The 15,141-nt window shown below is 45.4% G+C and carries 13 protein-coding genes; all 13 read left to right on the top strand.

Features of this window, described 5'->3' with window-relative positions; all coding sequences use genetic code 11:
- Positions 1 to 16: 16 nt before the first annotated feature.
- Positions 17 to 2,422: an outer membrane protein assembly factor BamA gene (gene bamA, locus AB4161_RS15495; protein ID WP_017069384.1), complete on the top strand. Its 2,406-nt coding sequence runs from the start codon at positions 17 to 19 to the stop codon at positions 2,420 to 2,422.
- Positions 2,423 to 2,449: 27 nt separating this feature from the next.
- Entirely contained in the window at positions 2,450 to 2,950 is a 501-nt protein-coding gene (locus AB4161_RS15490; RefSeq protein WP_017056311.1) for an OmpH family outer membrane protein, read from the top strand.
- A gap of 5 nt (positions 2,951 to 2,955) precedes the next feature.
- Complete coding sequence (gene lpxD, locus AB4161_RS15485) at positions 2,956 to 3,987, top strand: UDP-3-O-(3-hydroxymyristoyl)glucosamine N-acyltransferase (RefSeq protein ID WP_017060734.1); 1,032 nt, start codon at positions 2,956 to 2,958, stop codon at positions 3,985 to 3,987.
- A 93-nt stretch (positions 3,988 to 4,080) separates the two neighbouring features.
- On the top strand, positions 4,081 to 4,533 hold the full coding sequence (gene fabZ, locus AB4161_RS15480) for a 3-hydroxyacyl-ACP dehydratase FabZ (RefSeq protein WP_009847408.1): 453 nt from the start codon (positions 4,081 to 4,083) through the stop codon (positions 4,531 to 4,533).
- A gap of 1 nt (position 4,534) precedes the next feature.
- Complete coding sequence (gene lpxA / locus AB4161_RS15475; RefSeq protein WP_017069381.1) at positions 4,535 to 5,323, top strand: acyl-ACP--UDP-N-acetylglucosamine O-acyltransferase; 789 nt, start codon at positions 4,535 to 4,537, stop codon at positions 5,321 to 5,323.
- A 129-nt stretch (positions 5,324 to 5,452) separates the two neighbouring features.
- A complete protein-coding gene (gene lpxB / locus AB4161_RS15470) occupies positions 5,453 to 6,649 on the top strand; it encodes a lipid-A-disaccharide synthase (protein WP_017069380.1) in 1,197 nt (398 codons plus the stop codon).
- 33 nt (positions 6,650 to 6,682) lie between these two features.
- The gene (gene rnhB / locus AB4161_RS15465) at positions 6,683 to 7,303 is read left to right on the top strand and encodes a ribonuclease HII (protein WP_017069379.1); all 621 of its coding nucleotides are present in this window, start codon (positions 6,683 to 6,685) and stop codon (positions 7,301 to 7,303) included.
- Positions 7,304 to 7,416: 113 nt separating this feature from the next.
- Positions 7,417 to 10,896, top strand: coding sequence for a DNA polymerase III subunit alpha (dnaE, locus tag AB4161_RS15460; protein WP_372083580.1), 3,480 nt, complete (start codon positions 7,417 to 7,419; stop codon positions 10,894 to 10,896).
- A 45-nt stretch (positions 10,897 to 10,941) separates the two neighbouring features.
- Positions 10,942 to 11,901, top strand: a complete 960-nt coding sequence (gene accA / locus AB4161_RS15455) for an acetyl-CoA carboxylase carboxyl transferase subunit alpha (protein WP_017060731.1) — start codon at positions 10,942 to 10,944, stop codon at positions 11,899 to 11,901.
- Positions 11,902 to 12,025: 124 nt separating this feature from the next.
- Positions 12,026 to 13,366, top strand: a complete 1,341-nt coding sequence (tilS, locus tag AB4161_RS15450; RefSeq protein ID WP_372083579.1) for a tRNA lysidine(34) synthetase TilS — start codon at positions 12,026 to 12,028, stop codon at positions 13,364 to 13,366.
- Between the two features lie 46 nt (positions 13,367 to 13,412).
- Complete coding sequence (locus AB4161_RS15445) at positions 13,413 to 13,736, top strand: cytochrome c (protein WP_170791809.1); 324 nt, start codon at positions 13,413 to 13,415, stop codon at positions 13,734 to 13,736.
- A gap of 130 nt (positions 13,737 to 13,866) precedes the next feature.
- Positions 13,867 to 14,205 carry a nitrogen regulatory protein P-II gene (gene glnB, locus AB4161_RS15440; protein WP_017063373.1) on the top strand — a complete coding sequence of 113 codons (339 nt, stop codon included), beginning with the start codon at positions 13,867 to 13,869 and terminating at the stop codon, positions 14,203 to 14,205.
- A 61-nt stretch (positions 14,206 to 14,266) separates the two neighbouring features.
- A complete protein-coding gene (locus tag AB4161_RS15435) occupies positions 14,267 to 15,109 on the top strand; it encodes an endonuclease/exonuclease/phosphatase family protein (protein WP_372083578.1) in 843 nt (280 codons plus the stop codon).
- Positions 15,110 to 15,141 lie beyond the last annotated feature (32 nt).

Genomic DNA, 15,141 nt, shown 5'->3' with positions numbered 1-15,141 from the left:
AATAATTAGAATAAGTATGGCGATTAAGCAAATTCTGTTCGCAAGTCTATTGGCCACTAGTGTGGCTGCGAACGGAGCACAAAACTTTGTAGTTCAAGATATCAAGATCGAAGGTTTACAGCGTGTTGCACTTGGTGCAGCTCTACTGAAAATGCCAGTACGTATTGGCGATGAAGTGGATGAAAGCGATGTGTCTGAGATCATTCGTGCATTGTATGCTTCGGGCAACTTTGAGGACGTTAAAGTACTTCGTGATGAAGGTGTATTGATTGTTCAAGTTCAAGAACGACCGACCATCGCAAGCATCTCATTCTCTGGTAATAAAGCGATTAAAGAAGAACAGCTTCAGCAGAACCTAGATGCGTCTGGTGTTCGTGAAGGTGAAGCCCTTGACCGTACTACGCTGAGTAACATTGAAAAAGGCCTTGAAGATTTTTACTACAGTGTTGGTAAGTACAACGCGACAGTAAAAGCGGTTGTGACACCTCTGCCACGTAACCGTTCTGACCTTAAGTTTGTGTTTACTGAGGGCGTATCCGCTAAGATTCAGCAAATCAACTTTATCGGTAATGAAGTCTTCTCTGACTCTGAACTGCTTAGTCGTTTCAATCTGAATGTTGATGTTGCATGGTGGAATTTCCTTGCGGATGAAAAATACCAAAAGCAAGTATTAGCCGGTGATATCGAAGCGCTGAAATCTTACTACCTTGACCGTGGTTACCTTAAGTTTAAGGTTGACTCTACGCAGGTGGCGATCTCTCCAGACAAAAAAGGTGTTTACATCACGCTTGGCCTCGATGAAGGCGAAGCCTACACCGTTAAAGATGTCTCTTTCCGTGGTGAATTAATCGGTCGTGAGGCTGACTTCGAAGCGTTAGTGCCATTCGAAGACGGCGATACGTACAACGGTTCTTCGGTAACGTCTTTGGAAGAGAACGTAAAACGAATTCTTGGTGAATCTGGCTACGCGTACCCACAAGTTCGCACGATTCCTGAATTTGACGATGAGACCAAAGAAGTGTCGTTGGTTATCAATGTAGAAGCGGGCAGCCGTATCTATGTTCGTGATATTCGATTCACGGGTAACAACTCAACGAAAGACGAAGTACTGCGTCGTGAAATGCGTCAAATGGAAGGCAGCTGGCTTAACTCTAAGTCCATTGATACCGGTAAGAGCCGTCTTAACCGTTTAGGTTTCTTTGAAACGGTCGATGTACAAACAGTGCGTGTTCCTGGCAGTGAAGACCAAGTTGATTTGGTTTACAACGTTAAGGAAGCGAACTCAGGCAGTATCAACTTTGGTGTCGGCTACGGTACTGAATCTGGTGTGAGTTTCCAAGTTGGCCTGCAACAAGACAACTTTGCGGGCTCTGGTAACCGTGTTGGCGTAAGTGCCATGATGAACGATTACCAAAAAAACGTGAGCTTAGACTACCGTGACCCATACTGGAACCTGGATGGTGTGAGCTTAGGCGGTAAGATCTTCTACAACGAATTTGAAGCCTCTGAAGCGGGCATCGTCGACTATACCAACCAAAGTTATGGTACGAGCTTAACCTGGGGTTTCCCTATGGATGAGCTGAACCGCATTGAGTTCGGTGTTGGCTATACGCACAACAAGATCGGTAACGTACCGACTTATATCCAGGTTGAACAGTTTGCGAGAAGTATCGACCAATACGGTGATGAGCACATCTTAACTGATGACTTCGATATCAATATCTCTTGGACGCGTAACAACTTGAACCGTGGTTTCTTCCCAACAGAGGGTAACCACCAACGTGCTTTCGCTAAAATGACGGTACCAGGCTCTGATGCTCAGTACTTCAAAATGCAGTACGATGTAAAACATTACATCCCGCTGACCAAAAAGCATGAGTTCACACTATTGATGCGCGGCCGATTAGGCTATGGTAATGGTTATGGTCAAACAGATGGTAACGATAACTTGTTCCCATTCTACGAGAACTACTACGCAGGTGGTTTTACAACCCTACGTGGTTTTGGCTCTAACTCAGCTGGCCCGAAAGCCGTTTACGGCAGCAGCACAGGTAATAACCCAACTTATGATACCGCTACTGATGATTCAGTGGGTGGTAACGCGGTTGCCTTAGCAAGCTTAGAGTTAATTGTACCAACGCCGTTTGCTTCTGATGAAGCGCGCAGCCAAATTCGTACCAGTGTCTTCTTCGATATGGCAAGTGTGTGGGACACAGAGTTCGTAGACCGTGGCGCACCTAACAGTGGCGGCCAGTACTACTACGATTACTCTGATCCAACAAATTACCGTTCATCTTATGGTGCAGCCCTTCAATGGATGTCACCGATGGGCCCACTGGTTTTCTCTCTAGCGAAACCAATTAAAGTTTACGAAGGTGATGATGAGGAATTCTTCACATTCACCATTGGTAGAACTTTCTAATATTTAAAGGACAATATTTTGAAAAATATGATTAAAGCAGCAGGTTTAGGCCTTGTAGTTCTTAGCTCTTCTTTCTTTGCAACAGCTGCTGAAGCTGCGCAAAAAGTGGGTTATGTAAACACTGCACAAGTATTCCAGGCTCTACCTCAGCGTGAAGTTGTTCTTCAAAAAATGCAGGAAGAGTTCAAAGACAAAGCAGCTGAGCTACAGAGCATTCAAGCTGAAGCTAAAACGAAGATTGAAAAGCTTAAGCGTGATGGCGAGCTACTAGGTCCTGACGAAGTTGAGAAGCTACGTATCGAAGTAGGCCAACTAGACAGCAAGTACAAAATCAAAGCTCAAGCACTAGAAAAAGCAAGCCAACGTCGTGAAGCACAAGAGAAGCAGAAGCTATTCAAAGTGATTCAAGATGCTGTAACGAAAGTTGCAGAGAAAGAAGGCTACGACATGATCGTTGATATTCAAGCTCTGCAATACGGCAAGCCAGAATACAACATCTCTGAGAAAGTAATTAAAGCACTGAAATAAGTTTTATGAAGAATCTGACTTTAGCCGAATTGGCAACGATTACCGGGGGAGAGCTACACGGAGATGGTACAATTACCGTTTCAGCAGTCGCTCCGATGGATAAAGCGCAAGAAGGTAACATTACGTTCCTTTCTAACGTGAAGTACAGCAAGCACCTAGGTGACTGTAAAGCGTCCGCTATTATGGTTAAAGAGAGTGAGCGTGAACTGTGCAAGACTAACGTGATTGTGGTTAATGACCCTTATGTTGCTTTTGCTAAAGTTGCTCAAGCGCTTGATACTACTCCTGCTCCCGCAGCGGCTATTGCTGATTCTGCTTCAATCTCTAGCGAAGCAACCATTGGACAAAATGTGTCTATTGGCGCGAACGCTGTGATTGAGTCTGGTGTAGTACTTAGTGATGATGTGATCATCGGTGCTGGTTGCTTTATTGGTAAAAATGCAAAAATTGGCGCAGGCACTAAGCTGTGGGCTAACGTAAGTGTTTACCATGAAGTTGTGATAGGTGAAGCATGTCTGATCCAATCAAGTACTGTTATTGGCTCTGATGGCTTTGGCTATGCGAACGAGAAAGGTGAGTGGGTTAAGATCCCGCAAGTGGGTTCTGTTCGCATTGGTAACCGCGTAGAAATCGGCGCGTGTACTACCATTGACCGTGGTGCATTAGATGACACAATCATTGAAGATAACGTTATCTTAGATAACCAACTTCAAATTGCTCACAATGTTCACATCGGATATGGTTCTGCTCTTGCGGGTGGTACTATCATCGCAGGCAGCACGACGATAGGTAAGTACTGTATTATTGGTGGCGGCAGTGTGATTAATGGTCACATTGAAATCGTTGATGGCGTTACAATCACCGGTATGGGGATGGTAATGCGCAGCATCACTGAGAAAGGCATGTACTCTTCAGGTATTCCTTTACAGCCAAATAAAGATTGGCGTAAAACAGCAACGCGTGTTCATCGAATTGATGAAATGAACAAGCGTTTGAAAACTGTTGAAAAACTTATCGAGAAGAGCGCGGAATCATAATTCCAGCATTTCTAATAAAAGGCTCGCGTACAGCGAGTCTTTTTCGTTTATAATCCTTCTAATTAAATAAAGAATATATATAGGAATACGACTTTGACTACTGAACAGACAACGATGAACATTACTGAAATTCAGGAACTATTACCTCATCGCTACCCATTCTTAATGGTTGATCGTGTGACTAGCTTTGAAAAAGAAAAAACACTGACTGCGATTAAGAATGTCTCTGTTAACGAACCTCAGTTCACAGGCCACTTCCCACAACTTCCTGTATTCCCAGGCGTGTTGATCTTAGAAGCAATGGCACAAGCAACAGGCCTTCTAGCATTTAAATCTTTTGGTGCGCCTTCTGGCAACGAGCTTTACTACTTTGCAAGTGTTGATAAAGCAAAATTCCGTAAGCCAGTAGTACCTGGTGACCAACTGGTTATCGAAGTTGAATTCTTAAAAGAACGTCGTGGCATCGCATCGTTTAATGGTGTTGCTAAGGTTGACGGCGTAGTTGTATGTTCAGCTGAACTTAAATGTGCTCGTAGAGAGTTTTAATATGATTCATGAAACAGCGAAAATTCACCCGGCAGCAGTAATCGAAGGTGATGTAACTATCGGTGCTAACGTGACGGTTGGGCCTTTCACTTACATTGCTGGTAACGTGACAATTGGTGACGACACTGAAGTGATGTCGCACGTTGTGATCAAAGGTCACACAACCATTGGTAAAGAAAACCGTATCTTCCCACACGCTGTTATCGGTGAAGAAAACCAAGATAAGAAATACGGCGGCGAAGACACAACAGTTGTGATCGGTGATCGCAACGTAATTCGTGAAGCGGTTCAAATCCATCGTGGTACGGTTCAAGACAAAGCAACCACAGTGATTGGTGATGACAACTTACTTTGTGTTAATGCTCACGTAGCGCACGATGTTATTGTTGGTAACCACACTCACATTGGTAACAACGCTATTCTTGGCGGTCATGTAACGGTTGGCGACTACGCTGGTGTTATGGCACTTTCTGCGATTCACCCATTCTGCTCAATTGGTGCTTACGCATACATCGGTGGCTGTTCTGCAGTTGTTCAAGATGTACTGCCGTACGTGCTTGCACAGGGTAACCACGCGGCTCCATTCGGCCTTAACCTAGTAGGCTTGAAGCGTAACGGATTTGAGAAACCTGAAATTCGTGCACTACAGAAAGCGTACAAAGAGCTATACCGTTCAGGTAAAACACTTGAAGAAGCGAAAGCGGCTTTAGTGGAAATGGCAAAAGAGTTTACTTCGGTAGTTCCTATGCTTGAAATGCTAGAGAACTCTGAGCGCGGTATTATTCGTTAATACTCGATGTGGTTATGTACCAATCCGCGTAAGTATGACAATAATTACTTAATCAGATTGGTATAACAAAAAGATCGCTAATCATTAGGCGATCTTTTTTGTTTTAGGCAAGAAGGGAATTGGAAAACTATGGCACAGCAAGAAACAGCAACCAACAGCACGGACTTTGTTTCGAATGAACCACTGCGCGTAGGTATCGTTGTCGGAGAACTCTCTGGTGACACGCTTGGCGAAGGTTTTATCAAAGCAATCAAATCGCAGTACCCGAACGCTGAATTCGTGGGTATTGGCGGACCAAAAATGAAGGCGCTTGGTTGTGAGTCTCTTTTCGAGATGGAAGAGCTGGCTGTCATGGGCTTAGTTGAAGTACTTGGCCGTTTACCTCGCTTATTAAAAGTGAAAGCAGAGCTGGTAAAGTATTTCACTCAAAACCCGCCAGATGTGTTTGTGGGTATCGATGCGCCTGACTTCAACCTAAGACTTGAACTCGATCTTAAGAACGCCGGCATTAAAACGGTTCATTACGTGAGCCCTTCCGTGTGGGCTTGGCGTCCTAAACGTATCTTTAAAATCGACAAAGCAACCGACTTGGTTTTGGCCTTCCTGCCATTTGAGAAAGCGTTTTATGATAAATACAACGTTGCCTGTGAATTTGTTGGTCACACGTTAGCTGATGCTATTCCTTTAGAACCAAGCAAACAAGATGCACGTGAGCTGTTAGGCTTAGATCAAGACAAGCAATGGTTAGCTGTATTGCCGGGTAGTCGTGGTGGTGAGATGGGTTTGATTGCTCAACCATTTATCGAAACTTGCCAACGTATCAAGCAGAAGTATCCGGATATCAATTTTGTTGTTGCGCTCGTTAACGAACAGCGTAAAAAGCAGTTTACTGAAATCTGGCAATCGACCGCACCTGAGCTTGAATTCACGTTAGTCGAAGATACGGCAACCAACGTGATTACCGCCGCTGATTCTGTGCTTTTGGCTTCAGGTACCGTGGCTCTCGAATGTATGTTGCTTAAACGCCCTATGGTGGTTGGTTACAAAGTAAATAAGCTGACGGGTTACATTGTTAAGAAGTTGGCGATCACTGAGTTTGTGTCACTGCCGAATATTTTGGCCGGTGAAGAGATCGTGAAAGAGCATATTCTTGAAGAGTGTCACCCAGACTTTTTGTTCCCGTCTGTCGATAAAATGCTATCAGCCGATAACAGTGCCTTGATCGAACGCTTTACCGAGATGCATCACTGGATCCGTAAAGACGCAGACAAACAAGCCGCTAACGCAGTATTGAAATTGATTGACCGACCTTTTGTTGAAGCATAAAGCGCTTACTTACAGAATATTAAGAGATTAGTTATGGCAGTAAAAGAGAAAAAAGAGCTTCCTCCATTTGAATACCCGCAAGGCTACCAGCTGTTTGCTGGCGTGGATGAAGTAGGACGTGGCCCTTTGGTTGGCGACGTGGTGACTGCTGCGGTTATCCTCGATCCAAACAACCCAATCGAAGGCTTAAACGATTCAAAAAAACTGTCTGAGAAAAAGCGCCTTGCTCTGCTTCCTGAAATTAAAGAGAAAGCATTGGCGTGGTCGGTTGGTCGTTGTTCACCACAAGAAATTGATGAGTTGAACATCCTGCAGGCAACCATGGTCGCCATGCAGCGCGCTATCGCTGGGTTGAGCGTTCAGCCTGACATGGCACTGATCGATGGTAACCGTGTTCCTCAACTTCCAATGGACGGTCTGGCTATTGTAAAGGGCGATTTACGAGTAGCAGAGATCAGTGCGGCGTCTATTATCGCTAAAGTGGTTCGCGACCAAGAGATGGAAGAACTCGACAAACTGCATCCAGAGTTTGGTTTTGCTAAGCATAAAGGTTACCCGACCAAAGCGCATTTCGAAGCGATTGAAAAACATGGTGTAACCGAGCATTACCGAAAGAGCTTTAAGCCAGTAAAACGTATTCTTGGCATAGACTAGAGCTTTACGTTAACTAGAGCTTAGCATCGAATAAAGTTGCTAACTTGTATTAGAAAAAAATAGAATACACACAGTTGTAATCCTAGGCTCAAACCTAGAACTCAGGAAAAATAATGTCAGATCCAAAATTTGTTCACCTACGCGTACACAGTGACTTTTCGATGGTGGATGGCCTATCCAAGGTGCCACCATTAGTTAAAAAAGTCGCTGAAATGGGTATGCCTGCTCTAGCATTGACCGACTTTACCAACCTGTGTGGTTTGGTGAAGTTTTACGGTACTGCCCATGGGTGTGGGGTTAAACCTATTATTGGTGCTGACTTCTTGATGCAGTCTCCGGATTTTGGCGATGAATTAACCAAGCTCACTGTTATTGCAACGAATAATAAAGGTTATAACAACCTAACGTTACTCATCTCAAAAGCTTACCTTCGTGGTCATGTTCAACATCAGCCTGTTATTGATAAAGAGTGGCTGATTGAACATGCCGAAGGCCTGATTCTTCTATCGGGAGCAAAAGAGGGTGAGATTGGTAAGGCGCTGCTGAAAGGCAATCGAGAGTTGGTTGCAAGCAGCGTTGAGTTTTACAAAACGTACTTCGCCGATCGTTTTTACTTGGAACTGATTCGTACCGGACGACCAGATGAAGAGTCATACTTACACTTTGCGTTAGAGCTTGCTGAACAGGAAGACCTGCCTGTTGTCGCAACCAACGAAGTGGTTTTTCTAACTGAAGACCTGTTTGATGCTCACGAAATCCGCGTGGCGATTCATGATGGTTTCACTATGGTCGATCCTCGTCGCCCTAAGAACTACAGCGCGCAGCAATATCTACGTAGTGAAGAAGAGATGTGTGAGCTGTTCTCAGACATTCCTGAAGCACTTGAGAACAGTGTTGAGATTGCTAAGCGTTGTAATGTAACGGTTCGTCTGGGCGAGTACTTCCTGCCTAACTTCCCAACGGAAGGTTTGGCGATTGAAGACTTCTTGATCAAGAAATCTGAAGAAGGCCTTGAGCGACGTCTAGCGTTCCTATTCCCAGATGAAAAAGTGCGTGCTGAGCGCAGACCGGAATACGATGAGCGACTCAAGATTGAGCTCGAAGTTGTTAACAACATGGGTTTCCCAGGTTACTTCTTGATCGTAATGGAGTTCATCCAGTGGTCAAAAGACAACGATGTGCCAGTAGGTCCTGGCCGTGGTTCTGGTGCCGGCTCTCTAGTAGCTTACGCCTTGGATATCACCGATCTCGATCCACTTGAATACGATCTACTTTTCGAACGTTTCTTGAACCCAGAACGTGTATCCATGCCCGATTTCGATATCGACTTCTGTATGGATAAGCGTGACCAAGTTATTGATCACGTGGCTGAAATGTACGGTCGTGATGCCGTTTCTCAGATCATCACCTTTGGTACCATGGCGGCAAAAGCGGTAATCCGCGATGTAGGCCGTGTATTGGGCCACCCGTTTGGTTTCGTCGATCGAATTTCAAAGCTTGTACCGCCAGACCCGGGTATGACGCTAGAGAAAGCATTCCTTGCTGAACCTGCATTGCCAGAGCTTTACGATGGCGATGAAGAAGTTCGTGAGCTGATTGATAAGTGTCGCATCCTTGAAGGTTGTACGCGAAATGCCGGTAAGCACGCAGGTGGTGTTGTTATCTCACCCACCACGATCACCGATTTTGCGCCAATCTATGCCGACGCAGAAGGTAACTTCCCAGTAACGCAGTTCGATAAGAATGACGTTGAAACGGCTGGCTTGGTTAAGTTCGACTTCTTGGGGCTGCGTACCCTGACCATCATCGACTGGGCGTTAGGCCTAGTGAATCCACGTTTGAAGAAAGAGGGGAAAGAACCGGTTCGTATCGAGTCGATTCCTCTTGATGACCAAGCGTCATTTAACCTATTACAAAATTCTGAAACCACCGCGGTATTCCAGCTGGAATCGCGTGGTATGAAAGACCTTATCAAACGTCTACAGCCCGACTGTTTTGAAGATATTATCGCATTGGTAGCCCTGTTCCGTCCGGGTCCTCTGCAATCAGGCATGGTAGATAACTTTATCGACCGTAAACACGGCCGTGAAGCGGTTTCATACCCAGATGAAACGTGGCAACACGAATCGCTGAAAGAGACGCTAGAACCTACGTACGGCATCATCCTGTATCAAGAGCAGGTAATGCAAATCGCACAGATCCTTGCTGGCTATACGCTTGGTGGAGCGGATATGTTGCGTCGTGCGATGGGTAAGAAAAAGCCAGAAGAGATGGCAAAGCAGCGTGGTACCTTTAAAGAGGGTGCTGAAGCCAATGGTGTTGATGGCGAGCTGGCCATGAAGATCTTTGACTTGGTAGAGAAATTTGCGGGCTACGGCTTTAACAAATCTCACTCCGCAGCATATGCACTGGTTTCTTATCAAACGCTATGGCTGAAAACGCACTACCCAGCGGAATTTATGGCTGCGGTAATGACGGCAGATATGGATAACACCGAGAAGGTTATTGGCCTTGTTGATGAATGTTTCCGTATGAAGCTCAAGCTTTTACCACCAGATATCAACTCAGGTTTATACCGTTTCAATGTGGATGAAGATGGCGCGATTGTTTATGGCATCGGTGCGATCAAAGGGGTCGGTGAAGGCCCTATTGAAGCGATCATTGAAGCGCGAAATAAAGGCGGTTACTTTAAAGACTTATTCGACTTCTGTGCACGCCTTGATCTGAAGAAGGTCAACAAACGTGTTATCGAAAAGTTGATTCTATCCGGAGCCTTAGATAGATTAGGTCCTCACCGAGCGGCAATGATGGCATCTTTGAAAGATGCGGTGAAGGCGGCGAGTCAACATCATCATGCCGAGTCTTTTGGTCAATCTGATATGTTTGGCGTGTTGACCGACGCTCCGGAAGAGGTTGAACACAAGTATACCCAAGTGCCTAAATGGCCTGAGAAGGTTTGGCTTGAAGGTGAACGTGAAACGCTTGGTTTGTATTTAACGGGTCACCCGGTTAACGCTTACATCAAAGAGTTAGCGAAATACACCAGCTGTCGTTTGAAAGATGCCACGCCAACGCGTCGTGACCAATCACTAACAATTGCAGGCTTGGTGATTGCTGCGAGAGTGATGACGACGAAGCGCGGCACGCGAATTGGTTTGATGACACTTGATGACCGTTCGGGGCGAATGGAAGTGATGTTGTTCTCGGATGCGCTCGATCGCTACGCAGAATTGCTCGAAAAAGACAAAATTGTGGTCGTTTCCGGACAGGTCAGCTTTGATGATTTCAATGGCGGGCTTAAAATGTCCGCGCGCGAGGTCATGGACTTAGGAAGCGCCCGTGAGAAATATGCTCGTGGGGTGTCGATATCTATCGACCAATCCCAAATTAACGGTCAATTTTTTGAACGCTTTAGTCAAATCTTAGAACCTTATAGAGCCGGAACGGTCCCAGTCAATGTATACTACCAGCGTGCCGACGCTAGAGCGCGGTTAACATTGGGCACAGAATGGCGCGTGACGCCAAGTGATACATTACTAGACGAATTAAAACAGCTGCTTGGAAATAGCCAAGTAGAACTCGAATTTAACTAAAATTTAGCTTCGCGAATGCGGAGCTGAATCAACAAGGATTCATAGATGAGCCTGAACTTTCTAGAATTTGAAAAGCCTATCGCTGAACTTGAAGCAAAAATCGAAGCGCTACGTGACGTTTCGCGTCACGGTGGTGACACAGCGGTAGATCTAGACAAAGAAATCGAACAACTAGAGAAAAAAAGCTTAGAGCTTAAACAGAAAATCTTTAGTGACTTAGGTGCATGGCAGGTAGCTCAACTTGCTCGTCACCCTCAACGTCCTTACACCAAAGATTACCTGGAGCATGCATTCACAGAGTTTGAAGAGATGGCGGGCGATCGCGCTTACGCTGACGACAAAGCTATTGTGGGTGGTATGGCTCGTCTAAATGGCCGTCCTGTTATGGTTATTGGTCACCAGAAAGGTCGTGAGACTAAAGAGAAAGTGATCCGTAACTTTGGTATGCCAAAGCCAGAAGGTTACCGTAAGGCGCTACGTCTAATGGAAACTGCTGAGCGTTTCAACATGCCTATCATCACTTTCATCGACACAGCGGGCGCATACCCAGGTGTTGGTGCTGAAGAGCGTGGTCAATCTGAAGCTATCGCTAAAAACCTAAAAGTGATGGCTGGCCTTTCAGTTCCTGTTATCTGTAACGTTGTGGGTGAAGGCGGTTCTGGTGGTGCACTAGCGATTGGTGTTGGTGACTACGTGAACATGCTTCAGTACTCTACGTACTCAGTAATCTCTCCAGAAGGTTGTGCTTCAATCCTATGGCGCGATTCAGATAAAGCACCACAAGCTGCTGAAGCTATGGGCCTGATTGCTCCTCGTCTGAAAGAGCTTGAGCTTATCGACGAAATCATTCCTGAGCCTCTAGGTGGCGCGCACCGCGACCCTGCACAAACAGCTCAGAACATGAAAGACATGTTAGTTAAACAGCTAGAAGAGCTAGAGCAGTTTGATAACGAAACGCTGCTTGAGCGTCGTTACCAGCGTCTAATGAGCTACGGCTACTGCTGATAACTTGCCTTAGCGATAAGGCTAGCTATACGAACAAATGATGAAAGGGTTGGACTCAGTGCCAACCCTTTTTTATTATTAAAACATTATCCCTTCACACACGATCTCTTGGTTTATTAGCCTCATGACACACTTAATTGATACCTTCACATCTGTACTTGATCAAAGCGCGCTTAAGCCTTGTCGGTTGATCGTCGCTTTCAGTGGTGGTGTCGATTCACGAGTTTTGTTGGAGTTGGCTGCGCAATACGCTAAGTCCCATCACATTGAGTGCTGCGCGGTACATGTTCATCATGGCTTAAGCAACAATGCTGATTACTGGGCAGAGCAATGCCAAACATGGTGTGATGCTTTGTCGGTATCCTTGTTCATTGAACGAGTTTCGCTAGATATTAGCCGTGGAGAGAGCGTAGAAAAGCTGGCTCGAGACGCGCGATACCAAGCCTTTAAAAAGCATATTAGACAAGGCGATGTATTAGTCACAGGCCAGCACATCGATGACCAAGTAGAGACTTTCTTGTTGGCGTTGAAGCGTGGCAGTGGTCCGAAAGGGCTCTCTTCAATGGCGAAAATGATGCCGTTTGCTAATGCTCATATCGTTCGCCCACTGCTGTCGGTGACGAGAACGGATATTGAAGGGGCGGCGCGCGATATGGCTTTAACTTGGGTAGAAGACGAGAGTAATCAAGACGTTCGCTTTGACCGCAATTTTATTCGTCATCAAGTCACTCCGACACTGACCGAGCGTTGGCCTAGTTTCCGAGAGTCGGTCAGTCGCAGCGCTCAGCTATGTGCAGAGCAAGAGTTACTGTTGGATGAGTTGCTTGAGTCTCACTTACAACAAGCTTTAACTGAGAAGCACAGCTTAAGTATTGAGGTATTATCTCAGCACTCTGATTTACTGCGTGCACGCCTATTAAGAATGTGGCTGAGCCACTGTAATCAACCGATGCCGAGCCAAAAGCAGCTCAAACTTATATGGGATGAGGTGGCATGTGCTCAGGCGGACGCCAATCCTAAGTTAGTGTTGAATGAGGTTGAGGTTAGACGTTTTAATCATCAGCTCTATGTCGTCAAAGAGACCAAAGACTTGTCGAACTGGCAAAGCGATATCTCGATGGAAGAGAGCTTAGTTCTGCCTGATGGTTTAGGGGAGCTAAACTTAACTTCAGCGGCGAGTGATGGTGTGTCTAACCACCGTGATGTGCAACGTTTACGTTTTAGTCTCAACACAGCGAGCAGAACATTGCGAGTGATCTTTTACCCTGAGGGATTGTCAGCACACCCTGTTGGGCGCGGTCATAGCAGGAAGCTGAAGAAGTTGTTTCAAGAGTACCAAGTACCCAGTTGGTTAAGACGCAGAACGCCGATATTAATGGATGGCGATCGAGTGATCGCTGTTTTAGGTTTATTCGTAGATAAAAACTACGAAGGTCAAGATTGTGAAGCGCTTTGGAGCAAGTAGAAAAAGTTTGTGTCACAATTCGACGTCACTTTAATAAAAATAATTAATGGAATATGCAATGAAGAAAATTACACTAGGATTAGTTCTTGGATTTGGACTATTGAGTGGTAACGCTCTTGCGGCTGATGTTGCTGCGGGTCAAGCTAAAGCAGCAATCTGTGCGGCATGTCATGGTGCAGACGGCATCGCAGTGATCCCTGGCTATCCAAACCTTAAAGGTCAAAACGAGCAATACATCGCTTCATCGATTAAGGCTTACAAGAACGGCCAGCGCACTGGTGGTTTAGCCGCTGTAATGCAGGCTCAAGCTTCAATGCTCAGTGATGAAGACATCGCGAATCTAGCCGCTTACTACGCAAGCCTTAAGTAAAACCTTCTCAAAGCGCTGATTAAACAAGATGATAAATTTCGAGCCAGAGCTTTAAAGCTCTGGCTTTTTTCATTGAATGTTTACTATAGCTAACCGATAATGAGCCATTCGCACAGTTTAAGGGATGAACATGAAAAAGATTGAAGCCATTATCAAGCCATTCAAACTTGATGATGTACGTGAAGCACTTGCAGAAGTGGGTATTACGGGTATGACAGTATCTGAAGTTAAAGGCTTTGGACGTCAAAAAGGTCATACTGAGCTATACCGCGGCGCAGAGTACATGGTCGACTTTTTACCTAAAGTGAAACTAGAAATCGTTGTGACCGACGAAGTGGCTGACCAATGTGTTGATACCATCATCGAGACGGCTCAAACAGGTAAAATTGGTGACGGTAAGATCTTCATTACTGAAGTTGAACGTGTGGTACGTATTCGTACTGGCGAAGAAGACGAAGACGCCGTATAAAAAAACTATTACCCTAAAAGGAGCGTTTATCGCTCCTTTTTCATTTCTGGTAGGGTGTTGTATGTTTAAGAAAACCATCATTGTTATCACGTTATTGATAACGCTTGCTGTCGTTAGTTTTCATTTTATCTTCGTGATCCCGAATAAACCCAATCTAATCACTTCCTCTCAAAGTACCAGTAACGACATCTACAGTTGCTACCAAAACTCTGCACCGAAAGCGATTGATGTGTCTGATGGCTTAGACATTACGGTGTGGAATATCTACAAGCAAAACCGAAATAATTGGCAGAGTGAGTTAAATAAGCTGTCGGCAGGTAGCGATTTAGTCTTGCTGCAAGAAGCGAGTATGACAGAAGGACTTCGCCAATGGGTAACGAGCGGCCAGTGGGGAAGCACACGTGTTAATGCGTTTGAGGCCTTTGAGCAAAGTGCTGGGGTACTCAACCTAGCAACTCATTTGCCGATTGAAGCGTGTGCTTATACTCATGAAGAACCTTGGCTTCAACTACCTAAATCTGCGCTTTGGTCGCGTTACCAACTAAGCAATGGCGAAGAGCTGGCTGTGATTAATATCCACGCTGTGAACTTTACCTTTGGTACGGAAGATTACGAGGCTCAGCTCAGGAGCTTAACTGACAATCTGCAAAAGTATCGTGGGCCGGTTATTTTTGCTGGGGACTTTAATAGCTGGAGTGAAGCTCGCTTTGCTGTATTGAAAGATGCGTTGGAGAAGGTTGGTTTGACGGAAGTTGCCTTTGAGCCAGATAACAGAACTCAGTTCATTACAGGACTGGTGCTCGACCACGTGTTTTATCGAGGGCTATTGGTAGAAAAAGCAAAAGCGCCCATTACGGACGCTTCTGATCATAACCCTATGCGAGTGACCTTTAAGGCTAAATAGTGATTAGCTATTAGTCATTGGAACTTAACCAT

It is taken from the genome of Vibrio sp. 10N.286.51.E5 (genome assembly GCF_041469125.1).
GTDB classification, from domain to species: Bacteria; Pseudomonadota; Gammaproteobacteria; order Enterobacterales; family Vibrionaceae; genus Vibrio; species Vibrio crassostreae_C.
Note: the sequence above shows the minus strand (reverse complement) of the source record. Positions and strands in the feature narration are given on the sequence as shown.

What these genes read in the sequence shown, in the direction of transcription:
- bamA (WP_017069384.1), top strand. Translation starts at nt 17, where the DNA reads ATGGCGATTAAGCAAATTCTGTTCGCAAGTCTATTGGCCACTAGTGTG.
- AB4161_RS15490 (WP_017056311.1), top strand. Translation starts at nt 2,450, where the DNA reads ATGATTAAAGCAGCAGGTTTAGGCCTTGTAGTTCTTAGCTCTTCTTTC.
- lpxD (WP_017060734.1), top strand. Translation starts at nt 2,956, where the DNA reads ATGAAGAATCTGACTTTAGCCGAATTGGCAACGATTACCGGGGGAGAG.
- lpxA (WP_017069381.1), top strand. Translation starts at nt 4,535, where the DNA reads ATGATTCATGAAACAGCGAAAATTCACCCGGCAGCAGTAATCGAAGGT.
- lpxB (WP_017069380.1), top strand. Translation starts at nt 5,453, where the DNA reads ATGGCACAGCAAGAAACAGCAACCAACAGCACGGACTTTGTTTCGAAT.
- rnhB (WP_017069379.1), top strand. Translation starts at nt 6,683, where the DNA reads ATGGCAGTAAAAGAGAAAAAAGAGCTTCCTCCATTTGAATACCCGCAA.
- dnaE (WP_372083580.1), top strand. Translation starts at nt 7,417, where the DNA reads ATGTCAGATCCAAAATTTGTTCACCTACGCGTACACAGTGACTTTTCG.
- accA (WP_017060731.1), top strand. Translation starts at nt 10,942, where the DNA reads ATGAGCCTGAACTTTCTAGAATTTGAAAAGCCTATCGCTGAACTTGAA.
- tilS (WP_372083579.1), top strand. Translation starts at nt 12,026, where the DNA reads ATGACACACTTAATTGATACCTTCACATCTGTACTTGATCAAAGCGCG.
- AB4161_RS15445 (WP_170791809.1), top strand. Translation starts at nt 13,413, where the DNA reads ATGGAATATGCAATGAAGAAAATTACACTAGGATTAGTTCTTGGATTT.
- glnB (WP_017063373.1), top strand. Translation starts at nt 13,867, where the DNA reads ATGAAAAAGATTGAAGCCATTATCAAGCCATTCAAACTTGATGATGTA.
- AB4161_RS15435 (WP_372083578.1), top strand. Translation starts at nt 14,267, where the DNA reads ATGTTTAAGAAAACCATCATTGTTATCACGTTATTGATAACGCTTGCT.